This window comes from Undibacterium parvum, from assembly GCF_003955735.1.
GTDB lineage: Bacteria > Pseudomonadota > Gammaproteobacteria > Burkholderiales > Burkholderiaceae_D > Undibacterium > Undibacterium parvum.
In genome coordinates this window covers 3898577-3924643 of the sequence record NZ_CP034464.1, presented here as the reverse complement: position 1 = coordinate 3924643, position 26067 = coordinate 3898577, and the positions used below count along the sequence as shown (strand labels likewise).

The window sequence follows — 26067 nt, the reverse complement described above, 5'->3', positions numbered from 1 at the left end:
TTGCTAAGCAGCCACGATTGAGTAGTGCAGAGATGAAATAAAACCAGCGCATAAAAAAAGGAGAAACACCTGCGTTTCTCCTTTTTTTGAACTGACACTTGCATGCGACCCGCCATGCCAAGCTGTAACGCCGCTTAAATGCTCGTCTTGCGGAAATCCCTGATCCGAAACCCCATCGCAAACAAAGCAAGGAAATAGCTCAGCATGCACGCCAGAATAATCCCGCCTAACAGCCCTGCCCGCATCCACTTCTGACTCTTCAAACCGATCCAATCAACTTGCCCGGATAGCGCCAGCGCCACGCCTGCCATCAAGGTCAAAGCCGCCGCCAGTTTCAGTAAGAATGGCAGCCAACCCGCTTGCGGTGCATAGATACCACGCTGACGCAAACCGCGGTACAACATGCTGGCATTCAGGCACGCCCCCAGACCGACCGACAAGGCCAAACCAGCATGCTGGATAAACGGCACAAACATCAGATTCATGACTTGGGTCGCCAGCAGCACCAGGATGGCAATCTTCACCGGGGTACGGATATCCTGCTTGGCATAAAAGCCCGGCGCCAGAATTTTAACAAAGATCAGGCCGATCAAACCTACCCCATACGAGGTCACCGCCTGCGCCGTCATGGCCACTGCATGCGCATCGAATTTACCGTTATGAAACAGGGTCGCCGTCAAGGCTTCGGGCAAAGTCGCCAAAGCCACCGCGGCCGGCATCGCCAGCAAACACGTTAAGCGTAGACCCCAATCGAGCAAAGAGGAATATTCGGCGGTATCAGCCTCAGCATTGGCTTTCGACAAACTAGGCAAGAGCACCGTACCCAACGCCACGCCCAGCAAGGCGGTAGGAAACTCCATCAACCTATCGGCCGACGCCAGCCACGACATACTGCCGTCCGGCATATGCGAAGCCCAGGTCGAGTTAATTAAGATACTGATCTGTGTCGCCGACACCGCCAGCACCGCCGGCCCCATCTGGCGCAAGACCCGCAGCACACCAGGGTCGCGTAAGGCAAACATGGGATTGAGACTAAGGTGTGGCAACATGCCTATCTTGATCAGCGCCGGCACCTGTATCAGCATCTGCAGCATGCCGCCGACAAACACCGCAATCGCCAGCGCATAAATCGGTTGCGCCATATGCGGTGCCAAAAACAGCGAAGCCGCGATCGACGAGAGATTTAGCAACACCGGCGTAAATGCCGGCACCCTAAACTCGCGCCAGGTATTGAGAATACCGCTGGCCAAGGCCACCAGCGAGATAAAACCTATATACGGAAACATGATGCGCGTCATCACCACGGTGATCTCAAACTTGGCCGGATTCACCGCAAAACCCGAGGCGAACATATACACAAAAATCGGCGCACCGGCCACCCCGATCAGGCAGGTAAACAGCAGCGCCCACACCAGCACGGTAGCGACATGATCGACCAGCTCCCTGGTGGCCTGATCGCCTTTTTTATTCTTGTATTCCGCCAGTATCGGCACGAAGGCTTGCGAAAACGCGCCCTCGGCAAACAGGCGACGGAAAAAATTCGGTATCCGCATCGCCGCAAAATAGGCATCGGTCCAGCCGCTGGCACCGAAGTAACTATTAATTAAGACATCGCGCATCAAACCGGTGATGCGCGAGAGCATGGTCATGCCACTAATGGTAGCGAGTGTTTTCAATAAGTTCATGGAGCGGCATTATAACGGGTGTAGCCAAGCTTGCTTCTCTGGCAGGCCAGCGATCTTGCTGTTTTAGCTAATTTATTTACAAAGCTAGTGTGCAGAGTGAGGCTAACAAGGATGGCAAGAGACCTGGCAAAACCAAAAATTTGTCAGGAAAAACAGATTTTTGCGATGGCAAGCCAACAAGTGGCTTTCAATCAAAGAAATTTCTGCTACAATAGCGAGCTTCGCATGTAGAGAACTAGTTCATTACATGCAAAGCAGTAGGAGAGATGGATGAGTGGTTTAAGTCACACGCCTGGAAAGCGTGCGTAGGTTCATAGCCTACCCGGGGTTCGAATCCCCGTTTCTCCGCCACAGATACTGTCAAGCTTAAGCAGCTTGAAGAAAAAGCCCCTAAGAATTTAAACACTTAGGGGCTTTTTTTATGCGTGTTTTCCTTGAGCATTTTCTTGCTTCTTTTGAGTGCTACTTTTGAGTGCTTCTTTTGAGTACTACTTTTGAGCACTTCTTCGCTTGGCCTTGGCACTCTCTTGTGCATCAAGCTGGGCAAGCACGAAGCCTGCCATCAAAGCAAACAGCAGCAAGCCCAGCGCGCATATTCCATGCGGCTCGCAGGCCTATGTGCTCGAGGAAGCGCATAGAATATACGTGTTGGCGCTGCCTGTTTTGAACTTCCATAAAGACCAATACCCCAGCAAGGATTAATGCCTACTCAAAGCTTACGCCCTGCCAGACTGATGTTTAAATTACTAGCAATACAATTAGCCCATCGCTTACAATCGTAATTAGTGTGCCAAAGTGGCGATTCATTCCAGACCGCTACGCTGCAAGCAGTTCTCAAATTCTATTTTTACGATTTGACGTGCAGGATCAACACGAAGCTTAATTTTCAACACCCTAGTCGATGGGACGACCCGTCTACTCTATTTTACATTCGGGGACGACCCCAATATTTTTGGAGCATCCTATGACACGAGCACTTCGCGTCTGGCCATTACTTACTGGTACTCACCGATATGAAAAGCTAGTCTCAACTCGCAATAGAGGACACGGACAATACATTGACGCCCCAATTCTTGCCTATCTAATCGAAACACCAAATGGGCGTATTCTTTATGACGTAGGCTGCGACTATCAAAAGATAGCCAGTCCAGAATTACGTTCAAAGTTTTTCGATCCTATGCGCCCATTGTTTGAACCACCGAAAATGAGCGAAGAGCAAAGAATACCTAACTACTTGGCCAAATTAGGTCTCACAGCCAAAGACATCGACATCGCTTTTCTCGGCCACCTCCATTTTGATCATTCGGGGGGCTTGTGCGATCTCCCTGGTTGCGAAGTTCACGTACATGCCAATGAAATTACAGCAGCAAAAACTAAGCTTGACGATGGAGTTTTCGATGATGAGGTAGCAGCCTCAGACCAGTGGCATCTACAAAATGGCGAGTATCAGGTGGCAAGCGGCGTACAGGCATTATTTACCCCAGGGCATACCGCAGGTCATATGTCGCTATTCATCGAGCTACCTAAGGGCAGACCCGTGATTATCTGTGGCGATGCTGCCGACCTAAGCGAAAACCTTATCGATGAAGTTGCACCTGGCTACTGCTGGGAGGATAACGAAGCGTTAGCCTTAGACAGCATCCGTCGGCTAAACGCTCTTGCCAAGAGCGAAAATGCCGAATTATGGCCAAACCATGATTTCGATTTTTTTAATCGCTTACCCGCATTTCCCGCATGGCGAGACTAAACTAAATTAAAGACCTTAAGCCCGCCGACTCTCGATAACTGAGCGTATATTCCCTGGACTTCTTCAAGCAATATCGGTCTGCGAGCCGCATGTAATATGCGAATTGGAGCGGCAACTGTAAAAACCTCTGAACGCTGTAACTCGTTAAGGCGTAATCGTAGGGCGCAATGGGCTACATTTATTGCGCCGCATGAAATTTCATAAGCATCCTGCCACTGCCCATATTCCATGCGCTTCTTCAAGCACATAGGCTGGAGACCCGCATGGAATATGCGCGCTGGCGCGGGTGCTGTAAAAATCTCAAAGTGAACTAATTAGGCGTATGCGCTCAGCACCCTTACAAATAATCCGACTTGGCGCACCGCCGCTTAGCGCATCTTACAGATGACTCGATTTTTGAAACCGACCTCAGTTATCATCTTGCCTGCCTAAACAGAAAAGTGAGAACTGATCAGCATGCTTGAGAATACCGACATCGCCGTCAACCCGATTTGCCGCCTGCGCACAACTGCCGGCTATAGTTTATTGACTTTCGTCCGACCGATGACGGCCTTAAGCTGCTGCGTACTTAATGGTGGCCTGCAGTCTGTCCGGCATGTGCTAAACCTCAAGGTGACTGAAGATGACACTATTCTTACCGAGCCGGCCGATACCTTAAGCGCGGCGTGTGCCGAAATGGGTTTGCAAGAACCAGCTCTGGGCATGATGACGGCGGCTTCGATGAATAGCTTGCGTCAGCATACCTGTCGTTTTGGCGATCTGTATTTTTCTGCCATCGTTACCGCAGGGATGGCCAATGCGCGCCGTGCGGGTGATCCGGCCGATGTGATTGAGAACGACGCAGTGCTGCCGGCTGGCACCATCAATCTTGTAGTGTGCACCAACGCCAGCCTGACGCCGGCCGCAATGGCCGAGGCTTTGATGATCGCGACCGAAGCCAAGGTGGCCGCCTTAGGCACGCTGCAAATACGCAGCGCGAAAAGCGGCGAGATCGCCACGGGCACCGGCACCGATGCGATTGCCATCATCTCCGCCCCTGATGGCATCCTGCTGCGCTATGTCGGCAAGCATGTGCCGGCCGGAGAAATGCTGGCGCAAGCCGTTATCCTCGCACTGACGCAGTCGCTGCAGCGGGCTAAGTAAGCGAATCTGAAGTCAACTCGGTAAGGCGCAATCGTAGGGCGCAATGGGCTTCATCTATTGCGCCGCATGAAATTTCATATGCATCCTGCCACTGCGCATATTCCATGCGGTTCTTCAAGCACATAGACCTGCGAGCCGCATGGGATATGCGCGTTGGCGGCATGCTGTTTTTGGTTTGCTGTGGCCTGGTCTTGTTTATATTTTTGTCGTAGCTGTGCGATTGCTGGCCGGTGGTAGACCGGCAGCTACTCCCTTTTCTTGCTTCGCCAAGAAAAGGAAGCAAAAGAAGGCGACGCAAAGTCGCTGCCCTTCGGGTTCCCGCCTGTGCAGGTCAAAAAATGGGAAATGAAGCAAACTCGCCTGCGGCTCAAACAGCTTCATTTCTAATCCATTTTCTGCCATGCACAAGCGGCAGCGCCACATGCGAAAGGCGAAGGTCAACACATCCGTAGTGCGAGGCTCGTCTCTCCACGCACGCTATGCTCAAGCACATCAAGCTACAGCAATCCGCTGTTTTTGACTCGGCTTTTGACCTTGGTTTTGAATCGGCTTTTGACCTGGGTTTTGAATCGGCTTTTGACTTGGATTTTGACCTGGCTTTTGACTCTGCTTTTGACGTGGCTTTTGAATCGAATTCGCATGTGGCGCTGCCAATTGTGCGGGGCGGAAAATGGATTAGAAAGGTTCGTGTCTGAGCGTAGCGAGTTTCGAACTTTTCCCATTTTACGACTTGCACAATTGGGTATCCCGCAGGGACAGCGACTTTGCGTCGCCTTCTTTTGCTTCCGTTTCTTGGCGAAGCAAGAAAAGGAAGTAGCCGCCGGTCTACCACCGGCCAGCAATCGCACAACAACCACAGAAAACAATAAAACGCAGAACAACAGCAAACAAAAACACCAGCAAGCCACCGCGCATATCCCATGCGGCTCACAGACCAGCAAGCATGCTTGGAGACGCGCATGAAATATGCGTAATGGCAGGGGCGTTTTTTAATGTGCTACGGCACAGTGAGGTGCGTGCGATTCCGCTACGCTAATCGCAGCTACCGAGCTACGGCATAGCAAGCAACGCCCGATTGCGCCAAAGCAATCACGCCTAGCTGCCATGCGTTCAATAAAATAGAGGGAGTATTTTTAAAAGCGCTTATCTGCTATGCGCCAATGACCATAAATTCAAGGGTACTGGCAGGAGTATGGGTAATTGGGCCAGGCCAGCACGCGCGCTCAATCGCAACTCATCAAGCGGCATCGCTGAGCGCGCCCACAACAAAAAAGCCGCTTTACTCATAATGAGTAAAGCGGCTTTCTCGGCTACACGGCACTGCCGGCAGCATATTAATGGGAGAGAGGAAGCCGAATAATGCCTCAAAACCCGCATAAACAAAGGCTTTATGATTTTCACAATTGACTCATGGATGCACCCATGGATGCAAAAGAATTTCCTTACCCTTTTTAACAGGTTTGTAACTATAGATTTTTAAAGAGGCGGAATGTAAGAAGGGTTTCAGTGGAGCTTGCACTCTAGGAATTAAATTGTTGATAGAATTACTTTGCCTCACTATTTTCACTATTTGAACATGTAGCTATAAGTATTTTCAGCGCACCGAAAAAATGCTATCAAGTTTTTTCGTTGGTAAATCAAAATGACGGTTTAAACACCTTGAGGAATTCCTTATGCTGCGCATTGAACACGTCACTCAGCGACTTCTTCCCGCACTCGCCTTGACGTTTGGGCTAATTACTGGTTGTTCGCAACATTTCTCCACAGATCCATGGGATACAATCAAGCGTGCGAACATCCAGAAGAATCGTGCTGAGCTATTTACCGCGCTTCAGCAACTGCCTGCAGAGATCTACGCTGTAAAGTTATCTATGGACTGCCAGTCCAATTTTACAAAGTGTGTGGATGCTTTACAGATTCTTGAATTCGCTTACATAGCCACCGAAGGAGAAGATAGTGCTAAAGCGCATGTTATGTGCGACTTGAAAAAGATATTTGCACTTGGCTATCTTAATGATATCCAAACTAACCTTCAATTGAAGCTTTCCGACAATTTATCTGACGCAACTGTTAGGAAACGCATAGTTGAAGTTGAGAAAATTCAAGAACGCTACATCAAACAATGTGAGCGTCATAAATGACACATTACTTTCGCACAACGGTCAAGACGACCTGCGCAAAAAGCAGTGCCAGCATCTCAATTTCAAATTAAAGTCATTGATGCATTAATGCAAGATGATCATCTGCAGTCTATCGCATGAAATTGAAAAATTTTCGATCTACAGGTTCACTTACCCTTCAGTTATCACCAGCGCCAATAACATGTAAGGAAGCATAATCATTCAGGCGAAGTGTAAGGAATTTCAAAAGTGCTCCCGCTAGAATTTTGACGGGGTTAGAATTACCCTTGTCAGGGTAGTCGCTGGAAGTACCTTTATAGGGGGGGCTCCCCTCCCCTTATGTTGGTCGCTGATCACCGACCACCTAAGTGACCACCCCAAAAAAAATCAGTGACGGCGAAAACCACGAGCACGAATTACCCACGTAGGCCAAATGCAAGGGAAGGAACCGCCAGACTAAAGGGAATCAATAGGTGTGCATCAGCACAATCATCACCAGCACAACCTTGTAAGGCATTTAATGGTGGAACGTTCACGATAAAGCGCGCATCAAAAGCACACCAGAAAACCGCTTGCTTAACTGCGTTTAAAAACTCGCCAGCCCTACTTTTCCGGTGTTACAGTGTTACACAGTGCGCGATTTTACACATTATCTTTTAAAATCAATATGTTAGGCGTAACACTTTAAGGTGTTACAAATACAAAATTTGTGTTTCAGGTGTTACCGCCAAATTTTATTCTTGAACTAGCGACCTCGATTTAACTTCATCAAGGTGAAGCCAATAGAAAAACGGCCACTTATCGCACGAATATCCCTTTTTATTGGTATCAATGCAATAAATGACCGTTTTTTGTCGCGCAAAGGAAATTCACCCTCAGCCCCACCCACAGGCCGCGCCGCCGATGCGCAAGCGAATTAATGACCTATTTAACAATTAAGTATTACGTTGCGCATCAACTACCAGATCAACATATTTTTCGTACGATATATGACCTTTTATTTTTTCTGAGTTGGTCAACTCCGCCCCTTTTGTTGCTAGCAAATGTTTGTACGTGCGTATTTTGTTTCTATATCCTTTTGTAAGTCTAATATTTTCACCATGAACTAACAGGCCGTGAACTTTCAATCTTTTAGGGAGTGATACCAACTCTGTCTTCTCTGGCGCCAGTACCCAAGTACTGCCGATAAAAAGGGACTCTAATTCGTCTCTTAAAGTATCCGGACATTGGCCTTTCCCAGAGAAAACAATATCATCAGCATATCGCGAAAGCCTTAAGTTATATTTATCAGCAAGGTAAGAAAGTTGTTGATCTACATGAATAAAACATACATTTGAAAGTAATGGACTAGTTGGAGCGCCCTGTGCGAGATTATCACGCAAGCAACATAATGATGCGATAAGTTCTGCACCCTTCTCTAAGAAACCCAACTCGAGAAGCCTAGTTTTAACGAGCGATTTTGGTGTAGTTTGAAAAAAATCACGTATATCCACTGACAACACCCAAACCGCCTGTGCATGTACAGAAGCAGCATCAATATGAGAGCGTCCAGCAACAAAACCAAAGACATGATCCGGCACTTTATACGCGCCTTGTAGCTGAGTTGCCAACCATTTCTGAATAGCTTTTAGACCGACACAAGGCGCATCAATACGTCTCTGACGGTTCCCTTTAGGAATATTAAATGTTCGGTAGTAGCGATGCGTGCGGCTTTGAAATGACCAAATTAAGCCAGAATTCAACCCGAACATTAATCCCAGTATTTGCCTTGAACTTACAGGTGGTAAATTAAGAGCATCTAAGCGTCTTATTTCCATGACTTCTGCTGAATCAGGATCCCCTGCGGCCTTACAAAGTTCGTTAACTGTACTAAATTGGAAGTAAGGTGAGTCGAGGAGGGGTTGTGGGAGCCTCATTTAGCAAAGTCTAACTTTCATATAGGAGCCGTAAAAATATTCGGGGCTTCGAAGGAGCACCGAATCTTTTTACGGCACCCTTCTAAAGCATAATCTTGGCAAATTGAGCATGATACACACTCTCGCCGAGACCCCCACGTTGCTATCGTATCATCGCCCCCCTCCCAAGCGCAAGTATGCGTTTGATATCGGGACTGCCCCTTCCGCGTTCAGACCCTAGTTTCTCTAAGCTTATCAAGGATAAAACATAAGTGCCGTCTTCTTTTCGAATAATTTTCCCGTCTTTTCGCATTACATCAAGACGGCGGTTCAACCAATCAAGTGATGGAATCGAAAAGCCTCCATTCACAAGCTCGGTAAGTAAAGCGTGATTCATAATTGGTGCCAGTGTCCGAATAGTCCGAAGACAAACTAATATGCTCGGTAGTTTCTCACCCGTAGTCACTGCAACACCAACATTCTCAATATCAAAAGTAAAAAGAAACTGCTCTGCTCTATTCTTGATTTCTGCCAATTTTTCAGGCTCTAGCGCCACTTTGGGGTCAATCCAAACAGATGCAACCCCCTCAGAAATTGACAAAAAAATATTTCGCACAGAATCACCAAAAGTATGCAAAATCGTTGCTCGCAAGCCACCTTCGACATCAAGCCCAAAATCATCATGCAACAGAAAATCAATGGAAATACCTTCTTTCGCAAAAAGTTCTTTTGCGAAATTTAATTTTTTATTAGGTGGTATTTGTTTGTTCTCAGCACTTCTCAATATTGGCACATGTACAAAAAAGTGTTTTTCTCCTAGGTCACCTCGCACAATCGCGCCAGTACATGGTATTTCGAGATCATGTAAGCGAGACTGTATTTCAACGTTATTACTCATCAACTTGCCTCCACGCTTGCGAAATTATATTTACCCACGTTCTGGCTTTAACTGGCCAAGACCTTGCTTCATGGACTCCTACAGTATTGAGTCTAAAATTTGTATCAGGTCTGAATTCCACTTTAATCTCAGGGTTGTAATCTGCCGTCACCCGCGCACTTCGACCGTTATCCATTAATTGTGCAAGTTCTCTAGCTGCAGTAATACCGCCACTGCATAATGAAGCAACTTCATTATCACTATTTCTCTCCGCTGCCCGAAGTCCAGTTTTTAACGTTCTTAAAACTTGTCCTCTTAGTATTTCTGGAATCTTCGCATGTGCCATATCCCCTTTCCACTCAGGCCTCCACCCACTTAAGCCAAATCGAACTTCCAGATACGCAGCGTAATAATATCGGTTAAACGCGGAACGCCCAAAAAGATCCCCCTCATGGGAGGGAGCCTTAGACTCGGCTTGCTCCTGCAAATGCCGAGCCACAATTTCCATACCCATTTCGCCAATTGGATGCATTTGTCTATCGATATTAGTAAAAATCTAGCAAGGATTGCATGTAAGTTAATCAAAATCAATCAAATAATAGGCTCTTGTATTTAAACGAAGAATTTTGATCTATATTTCAAACGTAACAACAACTGAAATGCTTTAACAAAACTACTCGCCTCATTGTTCTATTATTGAAATTTAAATCAAATATGTAACTCACTCAGCTTTTCACTGGATACTTTGTAGTAACGGTTATTGGCTCCAGCATAGCGTGCCTGTACGCTGCTTTTGCCATCTTTGCCGACTTCAAACACGCCCGCCGCTACCAGCTTTGCAGTCACAGCCCTAGCGTCATAACCACGACAAATCTCGGTAGAGAAAACCTTCGGGTCAATGAAGTATTCAATCGTTGCGCCGCTGGCTTCGTCCGGATGCACCTTGTCGCCATACTCCTTGCCGTGGGCGGTGTTACTGTCTATCGCTGTCCCACTCTTACTTACCATGCGCCTAAAGCCCGCTTGGTTGATGATCTTCGGTGCGTGATCATCCAATTCCCTGTGCTTCCAGCCAAAACGGGCATCGCCATTTACTCGAATAAAATCGGGCAATAATGACAGCATGCGGTCATGTTCGATATTGCCCGCGCCGCCACGGCTAGCCAGCCAATCATTAAAACAAGTTGCCGCCGCCTCGGTCGCTTCGCCTTCCGCCCAGCCGGTAATTCCTGCGATGGTTGCCATTTCACCGGCCAGCCCCACTAAAGCAAAGCGGGTCGCCACACGGGACACTTGGCCGTGTGCGTCTTTCGGGCAAATCTCTTGCAGTTTATTGTTGAGTTCTTTCGCCATCAATGAACGTAAGGCGCTAGATTGCGACACTGCCCATTCAATGAAGGCCAAGCCCGCCGTGCCGTAATACTGGTGCGCGGCTTTGGTTAAATGGTCGGACAAGGCCGCGCCACCTTCGAAGTCGTGCACGGTCTCATAGACGCCCAAACCTTTGCCTGCATCGGCGCTGATATGTGCCATGCGTACATCATGGCCGCCTTTAGTCGCCTTACCCACTTCGGCCATGTGGCCAGATAAACTGATCTCACCATCACTGATAAACAATAAGCGCCAAGTGGCAATTCTCTTGGCCGTGGCGTTTTGGGTTGCCCGACCTTTACCGGCTTCATTGCCCAGCATGTACACCACATTGCCCACCGTCTTCGGGTCAGCTTGCGCCAGTTCATCCAAGATCAGCAAGGCATCCGAATATTGCTGTGCCGTTGGTTCCAAGGCGTTATCGGTTGCCCGCCAGCTCTTCTTGTAATCTGCCCCGCCAAACACCGAACCGGCCACGATCACGGCGGTACTTTTTCCGGTTGAGCTATCGCCCCAGATATGAAAGCCGCCGCTGGGTACACCTGCATGATGTAGTAGCGTCGAAGCAAAGGCGGTAGAGATAAAAAACTGCATGCGTGAATTGCCGCGACAATGTGCCGCCACATGGGTTTGCCACTCTTCCAAAGTGCCGCGCTGCTTAAATGCGGAATTTGCCCCGCCCATGGTCTGAAACAAGACTTGTTCCTCTCCCGTTCCTATGGTGCGATCTGGCAGCACGTACACATCATCATGCCAGCCGGTACGGTCAACGCATCGCACCCGATCCGGAACATCGGCGGTTTGAATGTAGGTCGTCAGATAATTTTTAGCCTTTAGGCCAGCCTCGATCATCAAACCCATAGACAGCAAATCAGAGCGGTATTGTGTGCCGTCACCGGCCAGCATTTTGGCGGGCATAGACCAGCGTTTTTGGTGGCCGTCAGGGTCGGTGAATTCCAGAAGGTAGCCCCATTCCCCATTTGCCGCATCACGGGTTTTTGCCACCACATGAAGGGGCGAGCAAATCTTCATGGCGGGCAACGGCTCCCCCTCATGGAAGGCATGGAAGAATACGCCGCCGTCATTGGAAGTAAAAAACGGTTTGGAAGACTGGCCGTCACCGGCGCTTTTGCGGTTGCTCGTTTGGCGTGGTTTAGCCGGTGGCTTTTCAGTCGGCTTTTCAGGCGTTTTTTCTGCGTTGACCTTGTTCGCCTTCAACGGTTCTTCATTTATCGCTTGTGCGCTGTTTTGGTTTACTGGCGAGGCTTTGGCGCTTGTCTGGCTGGGCACTGTTTGCATGGTTACAGCAATTTGCCTTGTCACTTCCTCGTTGCCCATGGCGTGTGCCAGATCATTAAAATCGTTGCCCTCTTTTGGCAAATTCAAGGGCTTGCACCATAAGGCTTGAATGGCTTTGGCCGCTTCGGTGGCCGCTACTATGCCAGGATTTTTTCCGGTCTTTTGTTCGGTCTGGCTGTCATCATCGGCACAAATCAGAATGCGCTTTTCTGGATAACGCGCCCGCATGATGGCCGCTACATGCTTCACATTGGTCTCACTAAAAGCAATTACAACGGCATGGCCAGTGGCTTCAAAAAGAGTCGCGCCGGTGGCGTAACCTTCGGCAATCAATAACCACTCTGAGGCGGTAATTTCCCCGATACAGTGAAAGCAGCCAGACACCCGCCCGCCGGTATAAAACCGTTTATCGCCGCTGGCAAAGATGCGCTGAATATTCCACAGCTTGCCGTGCTCATCCCACACCGGCACTAACAGCACCGCGCCCGCTTTGTGGGCTGCAAAACGTAGACCATGGGCGGCGACACGCTTCTTTTCCAGATAAGCAGATTCGCCGCTGTCTTTCGCAGTACCCCATGTGGTCGCCGCGATACTGGCCGCTGCCGCCTGATTCTGTTCTATCTCGGCCTGATCAGCGGCAAGGCGTTGCTCACGTTCTTGTTTGATTCGTGCCGTTTCTTCGGCGCTTAATGCTGCGGCAGGTGCGTGGTCTTTGGGATTAAAACCCCTTTGCTTGGCTTCAAAGAACAGTGTCCCTATGCCGATCTTGCCACCGGCTTTAAAGCCCTTCCAGACCGATTTACTGGCGGCCATGTCGTAATTTTCTGCGTTCTGGCTCCAGCTATCAAACTGATCAAAACCTGTGTCGCCCAATTCTGCTTTTAAGGCCATACCAACCTTGAGCCATAAGGCGCGATCATTCGGAGGTATGAAAGTAAGTGCAGCTTGTATCGCCTCTATGCTGGGGCGGTCGTTATGAAACTGTGTCATGTGCGCCCCTTTTAATGTACGGCGTTACGATTGAACGAATAGCTAGTTGCTTGCTGCTGGCTTGGTCGCATCAGTCGAAGTTCTTGCTGTATGCGTCCCAGATAACCGGCGACAAAGGCATTACTGCATTCTTTGGCGGTCTCTGAGAAATCAATCCCCAAAGCCTCAGCACCTAAGCGAGACTGGCGCATAAAATAGGCCAAAGAAGCAGGCAAATGCACATGCAGAGTAATGGCCTGATCCTCCTCAAAAAAGACCATAGCCGATTGCGCGCCGCAATTGACCGCGAACTGATAACGGGCATCGATAGAGAGCGCAACAGGTGGCAGGTGCGCACCGGATAAGTTAGGCAAGGTGGCGATCATTTCAGCACCTCCACACGGCGCACGCTGGCAAAAACGGCTTCGGGAATTTGCTCCATCATTTGGTTGGCAAATTTGAAGGCATCTTCTTTTGATTCCATCGGTTCGCCATTGCGTGAAACGCCGATAGTGAAGCCGCCTTCTTCGTTATATCCAACGCATACGCTGACGTAGGGTTGCCAAAGGATAGTAAGATTTATTGCTGGGGGCGTGTTTGGGGCGTGGGTAGTGCTAGCCATGATGTGATGCTCCTTGTACGGTTAAACCGTTCCCTACTCTCAAATAGGGGGGACGGCAAATGGCAGGGTTGAGAGACCGGCGTACAAGGCAACCGGCACGCCTTGCGGCGTCCCTACCACTGCCGTCCATTGAAGGCGCAACAAGGGTATACACGAACAAAATAATAGCCGCAGGGCGGCTTGTTCGCCTTGTACATTTCGAGCTCTCATACTCGATCACTTCTTTTTCAGTGACAAACGAAGAGTAAACCTTGTCCGGTCGAATTGCAAGTGACGCTGTCATTTTGCGTTTCTCCCTTGTGTTTCCATGGCCTTCCGTTTTTCAAACGCCAGCCATTCATCAAGATTATCCCAGTCGCAATCATGAGGAACTTCAATAAACCCGCATGGTAATAAAACGGGCAGATTATCAAGCACCATGCCTTCCAAGGTCACAGGAATAGTGCTGGTACATCCTTGTGATTCTTCGAGCCCCCACGCGATAATGCAGCGTTTATGCACGTGCATTTTTCCGTCTTCTTCTAAGTACGCTTTCAATAGAAAGTAGCCTGTCTGTGCTTCGATGTATTGCTTGATGTTTGGCTCTTGGTAGTGTGTACGGTTCATTGCGCGCCCCCTTCGATCACCAAATAACCCTGTTCATCAATCACCGCCAGCTTGCGATCTCGCACCTTAAAGAAGAATGTTTTCCCTTGGTGCGGAAATGCGATTCCAGAATCAGGGACTTGGCTCACGGCCAATTGCTGATGCAGGTGTGATGCGTGTTGGAGTAAATCTTGATTGCTAATTGCCGCTGAAGGTGCCGTAAGTGCAGACACTGAGCAGCCCGCTTGCCGATCAGTCAGGGCAATCATCTTGTTTGCATTTTCTTTGATGGCATTCATTGGGCTGCACCTGTCGTCAGCTTTTGAATGTATTGGTCGATGTCTGACTCTAGCCATGCCACGGCGCGAATGCCGATAGTGATAGGCTTAGGGAATTCGCCAGCGCGTACACGCCGGTAAATTTCCGTTTTCGAGAATGGGACTCTGTCGAGTACGCTGGGGAGCCGTAAGAGTCTTGCGGGTGATGTTTTTTGATTGTAAGCGTCCAACGCAACCATCTGGAAATCGATAACGATATAAGTGACACTCGACTCTTTCAATGATCTGGAGTTAGCATGAATTTCAATCCTCTCAAAGTGGCGTTTTGGACTAAGCATCAGCAGCACTGGGCTGAGAGCGGCTTATCACTGAGCGCGTATTGTCGACGTGAAGCCATCGGCTATTCAACGTTTTATACCTGGCGCAAACGCCTCGCTTCCATCGTTATTGATCAGAGTGTCACACTTGCCACACCCGCTGTAAAATCGCCAGTAGTTTCTCAAGCTAAGCACACCTCCCTCACGACAATCGCATCGACATCGCCGCGGCCAGCCATGAAGCCTTGCAAGTTGGTGCCGGTGTCGATCAGGGCATCACTTCCCGAGATTGTCTTGTGCAGCCCGGCCGGTTGGCAGGTGACTATTTCTAACCATGTTGACTTACCCGTGTTGGCGCAATTGCTGCGGCAACTACCATGAGCCTGCCACTGACTCCGGCACAGGTGTATCTCGCTGTCGAACCGATCGATATGCGCAGCGGTGTTGACGGACTTTCCCTGCATGTACAAGAAAGTTTGGGTAAGCCACCTTGCGATGGCAGTGCCTATGCATTTCGTAACAAGAATAGCACCCGCATCAAGCTATTGATCTGGGATGGCACCGGTGTTTGGTTATGTATGCGACGCTTGCACAAAGGTCGCTTCGTCTGGCCGCAGAGCCATGATGCGGCGTGTGTCTTGTCGAACGAAGAATGGCAATGGCTCACCACGGGCGTTGACTGGCCCCGACTTAACGCGCCGCCACAATCGAATTGGCGCGTATAAAAAGGGATGCCTCCCCCTGTTAACTTTCGGTCGGGCGAGGTATACTTTCGTGCATGGATATCGCCACCAAACTCGCCCAATTCAACGCTGACCCCGCACTGACTCAATGGGTGATGGCGCAGTTGAATGGGGCCGGACTGGCACAGGCGGAGAAGGCTGCTTTGCAGGATCAATTACGTCGCAAGGAGCACGATCTTCACGTCAAAGAATGCAAAATTCAAGCCTTGACTTTAGAACTGGCGTATCACAAACGTCTCAAATTCAGCGCAAAAGCCGAAGCGTTTACGGTACAACAACGCGACCTGTTTTTAGAGTGCGAACAAAGCGACCTGGCTGCGATGCAGGCCGAGCTTGCCCAATTATCTTCAGCGACAACACCACGTAAGCCAAGCCCTACCGGACGTAGGCCACTGCCAGCGGAACTGCCGCGCATTGAACATCGTCATGAGCCAGAAAGCTGCACCTGCGCTCAATGCGGCAAAGACCTGATCAAGATCGGTGAAGACATCAGTGAACAACTCGACGTCGAACCAGCACGCTTCTTTGTGCATCGGCATATTCGCCCTCAATACGCCTGTCGCGCTTGTGAGACAGTCACCGCAGCAGCCATTCCCCCGGCAGTGATCGATCGTAGTCTGGCGGCACCAGGATTATTGGCATGGGTGGTAATTCAAAAATATCTCGATCACTTACCACTGTATCGGATTGAGCAAATCAGCAGTCGACACGGTGTTGGCATTGCCCGCTCCACACTGGCCGAGTGGGTAGGACGTATTGGCGTCGCCCTGCAACCGCTCAGTGACCGGTTGGCAGAAATACTCAAGCAAGGACGAGTGCTGCATGCCGACGAAACCCCGGTGCCGCTGCTCGACCCCGGCAATGGTAAGACCAAGCGTGCCTATCTATGGGCATATCGCAGCAATGCCTTAGAAGACCAGCCTGCCATCATCGTGTTCGATTTCCAAACCGGACGCAGTGGCAGTCATGCGCGCGCGTTTCTGCGGCATTGGCAAGGCCATCTTATGGTGGATGATTATGCCGGCTACAAAGCCCTGTTCGCGCTGGGCATCACCGAACTGGCCTGCCTGGCGCACGCCCGTCGCAAATTCTTCGACCTGCACGCCGCCAATGGGCATCCGATTGCCAATGAGGCACTTACACGCATTGCAAAGCTGTATCACATTGAGGCCGAGGGTAAAGGCGACAGTATCGAACAACGACAACAACGACGTGCTACACAGGCGCTGCCAGAACTCAAAGCGATGCATGCCTGGCTGATTCACACACGCCAACAGAGCGCCGATGGCAGCAGTCTCGCCAAAGCCATCGACTACAGCCTCAAACGCTGGAGCGCGATTGAACGCTACGCCAATAGCGGTCATCTGCCAATCGACAATAATCCGATTGAAAACGCCATTCGCCCTATTGCCATTGGCAAAAAGAACTGGCTCTTCGCCGGTTCTGAACGAGCAGGCCGACAAGCTGCCGCCATTCAAAGCCTGCTCGCCACCGCGAAAGCCAATGGCATAGAACCTTTGGCATGGCTTAAAGGCACACTCGAAAAATTACCGACGCATCCAAACAGCCGGATTGATGAACTGCTACCGCTGCCTTGTTAATGCGCTTTAGGAATAAATGCTAGACGGATCTGTTGGACGCTTACTTTTGATTCGTCATATTCGCACCTGTTAGGTTGAGAAGAGTGCCGTCCGGTATTGGGCGGGAACAGGTGGAATTATGGGAATTTTAGCGATTTAAAGATAAGCCAAAATGCTTACCTATTTTGAATAAAACAAAATAGCTTATTTTTTTGTTTTTAACTGTGTTAAGGCTTCTTGAATCGCATTTTTATAGGTGGCAGCACTTAAGGCACCACCGGCAGCTTCATAGCATGCGCCAAGTAAGCCTACGGCCAAACCTTGCAGGTATGCGGTCGGTTTTTGATCGAACTGGAGCAGTAGCGTGCAAACCTCCAACGCGGTACCAGACAAAGCGGTTTTTTCCCATGCAAAAGGAAGGTTAGTTTTGATGTGCTCTTGCGCATTTTGCACACCGCGAACGAGGCCACAGAGGTGCTCGTATGCGGCGTCAAAACCAAAACTGTTTAGACCAACGTCGGGCACAACCACACGAAATTCTAATTCAAATGCCTTAGATAACTCGCCACCTGTCGGCAAATCATCATGCGATAGATATTCCATTAATTGTTTGCACTCGATCAACTTAGCGTTTAGTTCTTCGATCTTGTTTAAAACTCTGGGTTTGTTTGTTTTACGGTCACCGTTATCTATCGGTAAACGCTCCTTTGCATGACGAACGATTCTATTCAAACGAGTTACCACAGAAGCTTCGGAGTCATATTTCATTAAATCGGCAGCCAATGTTCTATTTATATCTAAATCACGCTCACGAAGCACCGCCGTGAACTTAGGAAAATTTTTTAAAATTGGGCTGCCATAGTCAATTTTTGCTTCGTGTCTGCGGGCTGTCTCCGCTGAGTTACGCTGCATTACACACCTGCGCACCGAGTACAAGTGTCAGTGTTCGTAACGTACACCTCTAAATATGGAGCGAAAGTTATATTTAAGAGCGCAGCTCTAAGCTGAGATTTCCAGTCAAATTCCATTGTTATTGATTGCTGACAAATAAGGATGAGGAGACATTGAGTTCCATTGCGGTAAGCCGAGATTTTTCTTTTAATTGCAGTCTTAACCTCCTCTATCATTTCTTCCGTGTTCGCCTTCTTTGTAGTCAAAGCTCTGCCACTCATTAAGATTTTCTTTGAAGGAAGGATTCTGAGGGCATCTTGATTTCGGAAAATAGACTCGCCTCGGCTGAGAACCTCTCGCTGAAGTGCTGTCTTCTGGGTTTCACCGGCAGTGGTAATTTGGATGGCAATTTGACTTTGATCGTTCAGTTGAATGATTGCGTCCGGTCCAGGAAAGGATTCTTTAGTCAATCTAGCCCACATAAAACCTTCCAGATTGTTCGCTAGGCTATACAGCGGCGCGTACTCCTCAATGATGTCCTTGAACACTCCGCGACGGAGATGCACGAGTTGGTCTGGAAAAGCTATGTGGTCAGCAGAGAATCTGTCGAGCAAGTTTCGCATCTCGTCAAGCGTATGAGGCTGCTCAAGTTTTTCGCGTTGAAGCACCATAATATTTATGGTGAGAGGCGCGGAGAAGGCGACGTTGTTGTTCGCGGAGCTCCCATCTCAGCAGCAGGACTAGTGCTCGTGCTCGTGCTCGTGCTCGTGCTAGGCCAAACTCGGTCAGCTATCTTTGTTGCACCAACGCCTCCGACGGCGCCAACCATTGCAGAAATAAGTGCAATGACTAAAGAATCCTTGTTTCTGCGAAAAAAATTAAGTCTCGCTTCTCTATACATTGGGTGAATTACTGAAAAACGCCAAAGCTGAATGAATGCAACGTACGAAAGCCATAAAATTATTAGGCTCCCACTCCAGTAAGAAAGGTAGCGATATGATTTCAGTTGTGACAAGTAGAAAATATTCGGAAGAATCAAAGAGCAACCGAATACCCAGCCATATCGATAGAAAAATTTAGGTTTTCTCTCGCAGCGACTCAAAATGGAATCAATCTTGTGGAACAAACCGGATGCTAACAACTCACTTGATGAAACATATAGTTGAGCCCAACGATGGTATAGGTCGATTGTCAGATAGGGCTCGCTTGTTTTTATCTTTACTACCTTTGGATTGCGGCCCTTACTTGCCTTAACGAACTCCTCTACAGATTCGAATTTCACATGATCCGCAACAAATTCTATTTTTGTACAATTATTTAGCACGGAGAAAATCTCTTCAAGATCACAAGCCCACATTACCAGAGGGTCGTAATCTTTCGTTTGAGGCTTATCGAGTTTTTCCATTAGGGTTAAAGTCCTAGATGTGTCCGTCACCATCTCGGCTAATCGGACTCGTTTTTCATAATATTTTGAAAGAAAACAATCAAAACCCTGTTACTGCTTTTGCTTTCACTAATGAACATTAAAATTAATTAGTACTAAAAGCATGAAAAGAATCATTACATTTTATTTTCGTTGTATCAACTAAATTAACAAATTTCGAATTTATTATAACCATGCAACTTCGCATCAACCGACCACTTAAATGACTAGCTGGATACGAGTAATTTATATTGGGGTAATCCGCCGAAGGGTCTGCGCCAGAAAATCCACCCGCGCTTAGTTTTTACAAGTGCCAGTAACTAATCCAAGCGAAAAACTGTCCGAATAGACAAGAACCCGTTAGTCAGTAACACTAACGTAACACCTATGTAACACTAGTTTATATATAAAGTGTTACAGCAAGAACTAGAGCCAGCCTAACTTTCTAGCCTGCTCTTTCTCATGTAACACTGTAACACCTGCATTTTTCGATTTCTAAGTTTTTTCTAACCTAGCAACGTCAAAAAAGCCGCTAGCTGGCGGCTTTTGCTGTGCGTTCTTTGGCACTTAGGCTTGTTTGAAGCCTCCTTGTATGACGTTGCCGCCAGCCTTTATTCCATCGAGGTAGTCTGCCCAATGCTGCATCATCTTTTTACGTTCGTCGATAAACTGGGCGCGGTCGTAGGCGCTGGCGATCTTATCTTTTTGGGCGTGGGCAAGTTGCCTGTCCACGGTCTCGTGCCGGTAGCCTAGTTTTTCTTTGAGTGTCGTCATGGCTAAGGCTCGGAACCCGTGCGTGGTCATCTTGCCTTCGTAACCCATGCGGTTTAGTGCCATACGGATTGCATCGCCACTCATAGGTTTTTCATGGTCGCGCTGGTTCGGGAACAGGTACTTGCTGCCGCCAGTGTACTGGTGCAGCTCACGCAATAACTCTAGCCCTTGGCGCGACAGACAAACGTGGTGATCCGTGGTATCTGGGTTCATGGTCAGCTTGCCACGCTTCATGCGCTGCCATGGAATTACCCACTCGCCTGTTTCTAAGTTGATTTCGCTCCACGGTGTCGTGCGTAGTTCGCTACTACGCACAAAAATTAAGAGCATCAAGCGTAAAGCAATGCGGGTCGGGGCGTATAACCTTGCATTATTTGCCCTTATCGCCTCCAGAAAAGCGGGCAGCTCGTCAGGTGCAATAGCTGCAAAGTGGCCGATCTTGACGGGCTTCAGCACATCTTTTAAATCAGCGGCGGGATTTTTATTTTCTATGTCGTGCTGGTTAGCATAACTAAACACTCGCGCACAGGTGGCCTTGAGCCGGTGCGCGACTTCACCTGCGCCGCGTTCCTCGATTTTGCGTAAGGCTGCAATGACCTGTTGATTGGTAATTGATGCAATCGGCAAATGACCAATCTCAGGAAAAATATCTTTCTCTAGCCGGTTGATCGTCTCTTTGGCGGTCGATGGGCTCCACTTCGAGAGAAGGGTGTTATGCCATTGACGCGCTAGCTTTTCAAAGGTGTTGGCGGCTTCCAGAGCCGCGAGCTGTTTCTTTTCTTCTCTTTGGACAGCGGGGTCTATCCCGTCCAGAAGTAGTTTATTCGCGGCTAAGCATTTGGTGCGCGCTTCAGCCAAGCTAACCAAGGGGTAATCACCAAAGCTTAGGCGGTTATTGGTTTTGGTAATTGGACGGCGGTAGGCCATGCGCCAGCTCTTCTTGCCGGTCTTGGTAATTTCCAGATAAAGGCCATTACCATCGGCTAGGGTTCTGGTCTTGTCGGTAGGCTTGCTATTTCTGACCTGTATGTCAGTTAGCGGAGTAGCGAGTTTCGGCATTTTGCATCCATGACTTCTTGATGGGTTCATCCATGGATGCAAGCATGGATGCAAAAAGTTGGGATGTCAAGAAACTGCTTGGCACTTCCTGAAACAAAAAAGCCGCATTCTCATAGTGAGTAATGCGGCTTTTGGTGTTTCTTGGCACTGCCTGAAACGTAATATTGGAGGAGAGAGAGGGATTCGAACCCTCGGTACGTTCGCACGCACGCCTGATTTCGAGTCAGGTACATTCGACCACTCTGCCACCTCTCCAGGTGCTAACTTTTACAAAAAAACTCTAGCAGGTCGACGCTAGAATTTTCTACAAATTGATGCTTGGCTGTGACGCTGGCATTTTGCGAAAAGCTGGCTTTTAACTTACAACACCTTAAGCTTTTTACAATTTAACGGTAGATGCTTTTTTCAAACAATCTAATTGTTAGCACAGCAGTTGCCCTTAACGACTAGCAACTTAAGCAAGCCCGCAATTATAGCAAGAATTTTTCTTTTCATTGCAGGATTTTTTGCGCGACTCATCTCGCCCTGCAGCGAACTAGTTAAAACGGCTGCGGACATACTGCTGTCATATATCAACATTACCATAGCGAAATATTCACGCTGACCAACAATTGATATATTCACTCCATATCCAGCTCGGCGTCGATAGCCGCACATTAGTACTTAGAATTAAGCTTAAACGCAAAGCGCGAGCGAGCAAAGACGCGCGCTTTTGCTACGTTTCTAAGATTTATAGGACTTACGCAAAATCGTTCCAGATAGGCGTACCGCCGAAGACAGTCAGTACGATGAGGCGGATACAAGGACGCTGGGGCGGTTTTGCGTAACTCCTAAACTTTAATATTTACAAGGCACCTTCAATGGATTGCGCAATGACTGACGACCCCCTTGAATATGCTTTTTATGAAGCAGTTTCAGATTCATTAACTAGCGAACAGCTCAGCCAGCAAAAAAGCAGCGCGGTGCTGACGCAACTGCATCGCATCATCCGCCATCAATTGCTCAGCGCGCGCTTTCAACCTATCATCCACATGCACAGCGGTGAGATTTTGGGTTACGAAGGTTTAATACGCGGGCCTTCGGATAGCCCCTTGCACTCGCCGCTCAATCTGTTTAGTGCGGCCGCAGAACACAATCTCACGGTGACGGTCGAGCATCTGTGTCGCCGTATCGTGCTGGAGCAATTTGCCGCACTCAACTTACCCGGCAAATTATTTCTCAATGTCAGCCCAGAATGCCTGCTGCAGCGCGATGCCAAGCATGGCGAGACGCTAGACTATATTCATGAGCTAGGCATCAACCCTGAGCGCGTCATCATCGAGCTCACCGAATATCAACCTACGCATGACTACAGTCTTTTAAGAGAAGCGGTTCTGCACTACCGGAATATGGGTTTTGAGATTGCGATCGACGATCTTGGCGAGGGATTTTCCAGTCTGCGCCTGTGGTCGGAGCTGAAACCGGAATACGTCAAAATTGATATGCATTTTATTCAGGGTATCGATCTTGATCCCGTGAAAATGCAATTTGTACGCTCGATACAAAGCATCGCCGAGCAATGCGGCACCCACGTCGTGGCCGAAGGCATAGAAACGCAAGCCGAACTAATCGCGATTCGCGATTTAGGCGTCAGCTGTGGCCAGGGCTATCACATTGCCAGGCCAGATGCTAGCCCAGCCAAGGCGATTTCCGCCAACGTCGCCAAGCTCTTGAGCGGACCTCAAAGCAATGGCAAGCTACGCCAAAATGCGCGCTTTGAGCCTGAGTCAACCATAGAAAAAATACTCAAGACACCGATCACAGTGAGCTCTAGCATGCGCAACAATGAGGTCGATGCGCTGTTTTTGCGTGACCCAAAACTGCAAATCATCCCCATCGTTGACGATGGCATCCCTATCGGCCTGATCAACCGTTATCACATGATCGACTGTTTTGCGCGGCCGTTTCAGCGTGAGTTGTATGGCAAAAAGGCCTGCACGGTGTTTATGGATGTCGCACCGATTATTGTAGACAAAAACACCAGCATGCAGGCAGTCAGCCACATCATCGTCGAAGCCAATCCAGACCAATTAATTAACGGCATTATCATTACTGACCAAGGCAAGTATTTAGGTCTAGGCACAGGCCCAGATTTGATGCGTGAAATCACACAAATGCAAATTAAGGCGGCGCGCTATGCCAATCCGCTGACTCAACTGCCGGGCAATGTCCCCATCAATGAGCATATCGATGAATTATTGCAAAAGCACACGCCCTTTGTTGCCTGCTATTGCGACCTCGATCACTTTAAACCGTTTAACGATATGTATGGCTATCGGCGCGGTGACGACATCATACAGATGACCGGTGAACTGCTGCTACAGCATTGCGACGTGCAGCATGATTTTATTGGGCATATCGGCGGTGACGACTTCATTATCCTATTTCAGAGCGAGGATTGGGAGGCGCGTTGCCTGGCGCTATTGGAAAATTTTTCCAATACAATACTCGACTTCTACAGCAATGAAGATAAACAACAAGGCGGCTATCTGAGCGAGGATAGGCAAGGAAAAAAAGTGTTTCATCCCCTCGTGAGTCTCTCGCTAGGCGTGATTAAATCGCGGCCACAACAATATTATTCTCATCACCAAATATCGATCGCCGCTTCGGATGCAAAAAAACAGGCGAAGAAAATCCATGGAAATAGCCTGTTTGTAGATCGGCGCGGTGAGCTAGAGACCAGCAGCCAACTCTAGGGACTTAGGCGTAGATTCAATTACGCAATTTCTCACTGAACTACGGAAAAAATAGTAATAAAAAAAACCGGCATTGCCGGTTTTTTCACACTTGTTTAGCCTTGCTTAGCTTTAGTTAGGGCTTATAGCGCTGCTGGCGATAATTTCTCTATTCCCGCCATGTAAGGCCTTAGCGCCTCAGGAATCACCACACTGCCATCAGCTTGCTGATAATTTTCTAAAACCGCGACCAAAGTACGCCCGACCGCCAAGGCAGAACCATTTAAGGTATGCAGATATTCAGTCTTGCCTGCCGTATTGCGGAAACGCGCTTGCATACGGCGCGCCTGGAAGTCACCCATATTCGAAATCGATGAAATTTCACGGTAAGTATTTTGGGCTGGCAACCAGACTTCCAGATCATAAGTTTTGCAAGAACCTGGGCCTATGTCACCGGTACACAAACTCAACACACGGTAAGGCAAGCCTAATTTCTTCAGTATCAGTTCAGCATGGCCAACCATTTCTTCCAGAGTTTCAAAAGATTTTTCTGGATGCACCACTTGCACCAACTCTACTTTATCAAACTGATGCTGGCGTATCAGGCCACGCGTATCTCTACCGTAACTGCCCGCCTCAGAGCGAAAACATGCGGTATGTGCGGTCATCTTAATAGGCAAAGCATCCAGTGCCACGATTTCATCACGCACGGTATTGGTTAAGGTGACTTCTGCCGTCGGTATCAAATACAGGGTTTCGCCATCGCCTTCTTGTCCGCCTTTTTTAACCGCAAATAAATCTTCTTCGAACTTAGGCAACTGGCCGGTGCCGCGCATAGAATCTGCGTTCACCATATACGGCGTGTAGTATTCGGTATAGCCGTTTTCCAAGGTTTGGGTATCAAGCATGAACTGCGCTAGCGCACGATGCAAACGCGCTACACCACCTTTTAAAACCGAGAAACGTGAACCGGTTAATTTCACGGCCAGCTCAAACTCCAGACCCAATGCTGCGCCCAAATCAACGTGATCTTTTACTTCAAAATCATATACGCCTGGGCTTCCAACTTTACGCACTTCTACGTTACTGGTTTCATCGACGCCAACTGGCACTGAGGCATCCGGCAAATTAGGTATCGCCAGCATGAAGTTATTCATCAACACTTGCACTTCACCCAGACGCAGCTCCGAGGCTTTCAACTCATCACCGATACCACCCACTTCGGCCATCACAGCAGAGGCGTCTTCGCCCTTGCCTTTTAACATGCCGATCTGCTTGGACAAGGTATTGCGTTTGCCCTGCAATTCTTCGGTACGGGTTTGAATTTGCTTGCGTTCGGCTTCTAAAGCATTAAAGCTGGCGACATCGAGCTTAAATTTACGGGTGGCCAAGCGCGCAGCGACGCTGTCTATATCTTTACGGAGTAGTTGAATATCGATCATGATGGACAGAGACTAAATTATTAGTGGGTACGTGAATCGAGTATTGTAACAAGTGCCGCGAAATTTCCGTATAAAATCTACGCAATTCGATTTATTCGAGCGAGGCAGACTTCTAAAATTGACCATTTTCACGCCTAGCGAGAACACTCAAGCCAAAAGCGAGCACAAAAATGAAAGCTGAAATTCCGCGTGAGCAAATTCAAAGATTAGAACAATTGCCGAACATCGCCAAGGCTGGTGCCGCTGATCTGCGACTTATTGGCATAGAGCACCCCCAACAATTGATAGGGCGCGATCCCTATGCCATGTATGAAGAACTCTGTTTAGCCACTGCGCAAAGACACGATCCCTGTGTCTACGACGTGTTTATTGCTGCAGTACGATATATGGAGGGTGGCCCGGCACTGCCCTGGTGGGCGCACACAGAAGAGCGCAAAGCCCACTTGCGGGGCAAAGGCACATAATTTTGCCAGCTCAGGTAAAATGTGCGCGCTAGCAGAGTTGCCGCAAATCATAATCTCTGCCAACGCCCT

At 48.7% G+C, this 26067-nt stretch carries 24 protein-coding genes and 2 tRNA genes; 10 read left to right on the top strand and 16 right to left on the bottom strand.

Features of this window, described 5'->3' with window-relative positions; genetic code table 11:
- Positions 1 to 134 precede the first annotated feature (134 nt).
- Positions 135 to 1685 carry a murein biosynthesis integral membrane protein MurJ gene (gene murJ, locus EJN92_RS17185; RefSeq protein WP_126128938.1) on the bottom strand — a complete coding sequence of 517 codons (1551 nt, stop codon included), beginning with the start codon at positions 1683 to 1685 and terminating at the stop codon, positions 135 to 137.
- Between the two features lie 260 nt (positions 1686 to 1945).
- Here murJ and EJN92_RS17180 point away from each other — a divergent pair.
- From EJN92_RS17180 to EJN92_RS17155, 5 genes are all read left to right on the top strand, one after another.
- Positions 1946 to 2036: transfer RNA gene (locus EJN92_RS17180), tRNA-Ser, on the top strand.
- Positions 2037 to 2649: 613 nt separating this feature from the next.
- Entirely contained in the window at positions 2650 to 3432 is a 783-nt protein-coding gene (locus EJN92_RS17175; RefSeq protein ID WP_126128937.1) for an N-acyl homoserine lactonase family protein, read from the top strand.
- A 456-nt stretch (positions 3433 to 3888) separates the two neighbouring features.
- The gene (locus EJN92_RS17170) at positions 3889 to 4575 is read left to right on the top strand and encodes an adenosylcobinamide amidohydrolase (RefSeq protein WP_126128936.1); all 687 of its coding nucleotides are present in this window, start codon (positions 3889 to 3891) and stop codon (positions 4573 to 4575) included.
- A gap of 479 nt (positions 4576 to 5054) precedes the next feature.
- Positions 5055 to 5270 (top strand): hypothetical protein, encoded by a 216-nt coding sequence (locus EJN92_RS17160; RefSeq protein ID WP_126128934.1) that lies wholly within the window; start codon positions 5055 to 5057, stop codon positions 5268 to 5270.
- A 978-nt stretch (positions 5271 to 6248) separates the two neighbouring features.
- Positions 6249 to 6716 (top strand): hypothetical protein, encoded by a 468-nt coding sequence (locus tag EJN92_RS17155; protein WP_126128933.1) that lies wholly within the window; start codon positions 6249 to 6251, stop codon positions 6714 to 6716.
- Between the two features lie 914 nt (positions 6717 to 7630).
- On the opposite strand, the gene EJN92_RS17150 is transcribed toward EJN92_RS17155, so the two are convergent.
- The 9 genes from EJN92_RS17150 to EJN92_RS17110 form a co-directional block, all read right to left on the bottom strand.
- On the bottom strand, positions 7631 to 8512 hold the full coding sequence (locus EJN92_RS17150) for a reverse transcriptase family protein (RefSeq protein WP_157984384.1): 882 nt from the start codon (positions 8510 to 8512) through the stop codon (positions 7631 to 7633).
- 241 nt (positions 8513 to 8753) lie between these two features.
- Positions 8754 to 9488, bottom strand: a complete 735-nt coding sequence (locus EJN92_RS17145; RefSeq protein WP_126128931.1) for a hypothetical protein — start codon at positions 9486 to 9488, stop codon at positions 8754 to 8756.
- Positions 9481 to 9999 carry a hypothetical protein gene (locus EJN92_RS17140; RefSeq protein WP_126128930.1) on the bottom strand — a complete coding sequence of 173 codons (519 nt, stop codon included), beginning with the start codon at positions 9997 to 9999 and terminating at the stop codon, positions 9481 to 9483. Before EJN92_RS17140 ends, EJN92_RS17145 begins: the two co-directional genes overlap by 8 nt.
- A gap of 176 nt (positions 10000 to 10175) precedes the next feature.
- Positions 10176 to 13127, bottom strand: a complete 2952-nt coding sequence (locus EJN92_RS17135) for a DUF927 domain-containing protein (protein WP_126128929.1) — start codon at positions 13125 to 13127, stop codon at positions 10176 to 10178.
- Positions 13128 to 13138: 11 nt separating this feature from the next.
- Complete coding sequence (locus EJN92_RS17130; protein ID WP_126128928.1) at positions 13139 to 13492, bottom strand: hypothetical protein; 354 nt, start codon at positions 13490 to 13492, stop codon at positions 13139 to 13141.
- Positions 13489 to 13728: a hypothetical protein gene (locus tag EJN92_RS17125; protein ID WP_126128927.1), complete on the bottom strand. Its 240-nt coding sequence runs from the start codon at positions 13726 to 13728 to the stop codon at positions 13489 to 13491. Before EJN92_RS17125 ends, EJN92_RS17130 begins: the two co-directional genes overlap by 4 nt.
- 279 nt (positions 13729 to 14007) lie before the next feature.
- Positions 14008 to 14334 (bottom strand): hypothetical protein, encoded by a 327-nt coding sequence (locus EJN92_RS17120; RefSeq protein ID WP_126128926.1) that lies wholly within the window; start codon positions 14332 to 14334, stop codon positions 14008 to 14010.
- Positions 14331 to 14612 (bottom strand): hypothetical protein, encoded by a 282-nt coding sequence (locus tag EJN92_RS17115; protein WP_126128925.1) that lies wholly within the window; start codon positions 14610 to 14612, stop codon positions 14331 to 14333. Before EJN92_RS17115 ends, EJN92_RS17120 begins: the two co-directional genes overlap by 4 nt.
- The gene (locus EJN92_RS17110) at positions 14609 to 14830 is read right to left on the bottom strand and encodes a helix-turn-helix transcriptional regulator (protein WP_126129993.1); all 222 of its coding nucleotides are present in this window, start codon (positions 14828 to 14830) and stop codon (positions 14609 to 14611) included. The genes EJN92_RS17115 and EJN92_RS17110 overlap by 4 nt, the downstream gene beginning before the upstream one ends.
- 57 nt (positions 14831 to 14887) lie before the next feature.
- Here EJN92_RS17110 and tnpA point away from each other — a divergent pair, with 57 nt between their 5' ends.
- Genes tnpA through tnpC form a run of 3 tightly spaced genes read left to right on the top strand, consistent with a single transcriptional unit; the run spans position 14888 to position 17252 of the window.
- Positions 14888 to 15289, top strand: coding sequence for an IS66 family insertion sequence element accessory protein TnpA (gene tnpA / locus EJN92_RS17105; protein ID WP_126126596.1), 402 nt, complete (start codon positions 14888 to 14890; stop codon positions 15287 to 15289).
- Complete coding sequence (gene tnpB / locus EJN92_RS17100) at positions 15286 to 15633, top strand: IS66 family insertion sequence element accessory protein TnpB (protein ID WP_126126595.1); 348 nt, start codon at positions 15286 to 15288, stop codon at positions 15631 to 15633. The genes tnpA and tnpB overlap by 4 nt, the downstream gene beginning before the upstream one ends.
- A 53-nt stretch (positions 15634 to 15686) precedes the next feature.
- Positions 15687 to 17252: an IS66 family transposase gene (tnpC, locus tag EJN92_RS17095; RefSeq protein ID WP_126126216.1), complete on the top strand. Its 1566-nt coding sequence runs from the start codon at positions 15687 to 15689 to the stop codon at positions 17250 to 17252.
- A 183-nt stretch (positions 17253 to 17435) separates the two neighbouring features.
- On the opposite strand, the gene EJN92_RS17090 is transcribed toward tnpC, so the two are convergent.
- The 5 genes from EJN92_RS17090 to EJN92_RS17070 form a co-directional block, all read right to left on the bottom strand.
- A complete protein-coding gene (locus EJN92_RS17090) occupies positions 17436 to 18143 on the bottom strand; it encodes a hypothetical protein (RefSeq protein ID WP_126128924.1) in 708 nt (235 codons plus the stop codon).
- Entirely contained in the window at positions 18143 to 18793 is a 651-nt protein-coding gene (locus EJN92_RS17085; RefSeq protein WP_126128923.1) for a hypothetical protein, read from the bottom strand. Before EJN92_RS17085 ends, EJN92_RS17090 begins: the two co-directional genes overlap by 1 nt.
- A 5-nt stretch (positions 18794 to 18798) precedes the next feature.
- Positions 18799 to 19527, bottom strand: coding sequence for a hypothetical protein (locus EJN92_RS17080; protein ID WP_126128922.1), 729 nt, complete (start codon positions 19525 to 19527; stop codon positions 18799 to 18801).
- 585 nt (positions 19528 to 20112) lie between these two features.
- Positions 20113 to 21378, bottom strand: coding sequence for a tyrosine-type recombinase/integrase (locus tag EJN92_RS17075; protein ID WP_126128921.1), 1266 nt, complete (start codon positions 21376 to 21378; stop codon positions 20113 to 20115).
- Positions 21379 to 21543: 165 nt separating this feature from the next.
- A tRNA-Ser gene (locus EJN92_RS17070) sits at positions 21544 to 21633 on the bottom strand.
- A gap of 617 nt (positions 21634 to 22250) precedes the next feature.
- On the opposite strand from EJN92_RS17070, the gene EJN92_RS17065 reads away from it, so the two are divergent.
- Positions 22251 to 24113, top strand: coding sequence for a GGDEF domain-containing protein (locus EJN92_RS17065; protein WP_126128920.1), 1863 nt, complete (start codon positions 22251 to 22253; stop codon positions 24111 to 24113).
- Between the two features lie 122 nt (positions 24114 to 24235).
- On the opposite strand, the gene serS is transcribed toward EJN92_RS17065, so the two are convergent.
- The gene (gene serS, locus EJN92_RS17060; protein ID WP_126128919.1) at positions 24236 to 25534 is read right to left on the bottom strand and encodes a serine--tRNA ligase; all 1299 of its coding nucleotides are present in this window, start codon (positions 25532 to 25534) and stop codon (positions 24236 to 24238) included.
- A 170-nt stretch (positions 25535 to 25704) separates the two neighbouring features.
- On the opposite strand from serS, the gene EJN92_RS17055 reads away from it, so the two are divergent.
- Positions 25705 to 25998, top strand: a complete 294-nt coding sequence (locus EJN92_RS17055; RefSeq protein WP_126128918.1) for a helix-hairpin-helix domain-containing protein — start codon at positions 25705 to 25707, stop codon at positions 25996 to 25998.
- Positions 25999 to 26067: the final 69 nt, after the last annotated feature.

Coding starts and splice junctions, on each gene's coding strand:
- murJ (WP_126128938.1), bottom strand. CDS start 1,685: ATGAACTTATTGAAAACACTCGCTACCATTAGTGGCATGACCATGCTC.
- EJN92_RS17175 (WP_126128937.1), top strand. CDS start 2,650: ATGACACGAGCACTTCGCGTCTGGCCATTACTTACTGGTACTCACCGA.
- EJN92_RS17170 (WP_126128936.1), top strand. CDS start 3,889: ATGCTTGAGAATACCGACATCGCCGTCAACCCGATTTGCCGCCTGCGC.
- EJN92_RS17160 (WP_126128934.1), top strand. CDS start 5,055: ATGCTCAAGCACATCAAGCTACAGCAATCCGCTGTTTTTGACTCGGCT.
- EJN92_RS17155 (WP_126128933.1), top strand. CDS start 6,249: ATGCTGCGCATTGAACACGTCACTCAGCGACTTCTTCCCGCACTCGCC.
- EJN92_RS17150 (WP_157984384.1), bottom strand. CDS start 8,512: ATGGAAATAAGACGCTTAGATGCTCTTAATTTACCACCTGTAAGTTCA.
- EJN92_RS17145 (WP_126128931.1), bottom strand. CDS start 9,488: ATGAGTAATAACGTTGAAATACAGTCTCGCTTACATGATCTCGAAATA.
- EJN92_RS17140 (WP_126128930.1), bottom strand. CDS start 9,999: ATGCATCCAATTGGCGAAATGGGTATGGAAATTGTGGCTCGGCATTTG.
- EJN92_RS17135 (WP_126128929.1), bottom strand. CDS start 13,127: ATGACACAGTTTCATAACGACCGCCCCAGCATAGAGGCGATACAAGCT.
- EJN92_RS17130 (WP_126128928.1), bottom strand. CDS start 13,492: ATGATCGCCACCTTGCCTAACTTATCCGGTGCGCACCTGCCACCTGTT.
- EJN92_RS17125 (WP_126128927.1), bottom strand. CDS start 13,728: ATGGCTAGCACTACCCACGCCCCAAACACGCCCCCAGCAATAAATCTT.
- EJN92_RS17120 (WP_126128926.1), bottom strand. CDS start 14,334: ATGAACCGTACACACTACCAAGAGCCAAACATCAAGCAATACATCGAA.
- EJN92_RS17115 (WP_126128925.1), bottom strand. CDS start 14,612: ATGAATGCCATCAAAGAAAATGCAAACAAGATGATTGCCCTGACTGAT.
- EJN92_RS17110 (WP_126129993.1), bottom strand. CDS start 14,830: ATGGTTGCGTTGGACGCTTACAATCAAAAAACATCACCCGCAAGACTC.
- tnpA (WP_126126596.1), top strand. CDS start 14,888: ATGAATTTCAATCCTCTCAAAGTGGCGTTTTGGACTAAGCATCAGCAG.
- tnpB (WP_126126595.1), top strand. CDS start 15,286: ATGAGCCTGCCACTGACTCCGGCACAGGTGTATCTCGCTGTCGAACCG.
- tnpC (WP_126126216.1), top strand. CDS start 15,687: ATGGATATCGCCACCAAACTCGCCCAATTCAACGCTGACCCCGCACTG.
- EJN92_RS17090 (WP_126128924.1), bottom strand. CDS start 18,143: ATGCAGCGTAACTCAGCGGAGACAGCCCGCAGACACGAAGCAAAAATT.
- EJN92_RS17085 (WP_126128923.1), bottom strand. CDS start 18,793: ATGGTGCTTCAACGCGAAAAACTTGAGCAGCCTCATACGCTTGACGAG.
- EJN92_RS17080 (WP_126128922.1), bottom strand. CDS start 19,527: ATGGAAAAACTCGATAAGCCTCAAACGAAAGATTACGACCCTCTGGTA.
- EJN92_RS17075 (WP_126128921.1), bottom strand. CDS start 21,378: ATGCCGAAACTCGCTACTCCGCTAACTGACATACAGGTCAGAAATAGC.
- EJN92_RS17065 (WP_126128920.1), top strand. CDS start 22,251: ATGACTGACGACCCCCTTGAATATGCTTTTTATGAAGCAGTTTCAGAT.
- serS (WP_126128919.1), bottom strand. CDS start 25,534: ATGATCGATATTCAACTACTCCGTAAAGATATAGACAGCGTCGCTGCG.
- EJN92_RS17055 (WP_126128918.1), top strand. CDS start 25,705: ATGAAAGCTGAAATTCCGCGTGAGCAAATTCAAAGATTAGAACAATTG.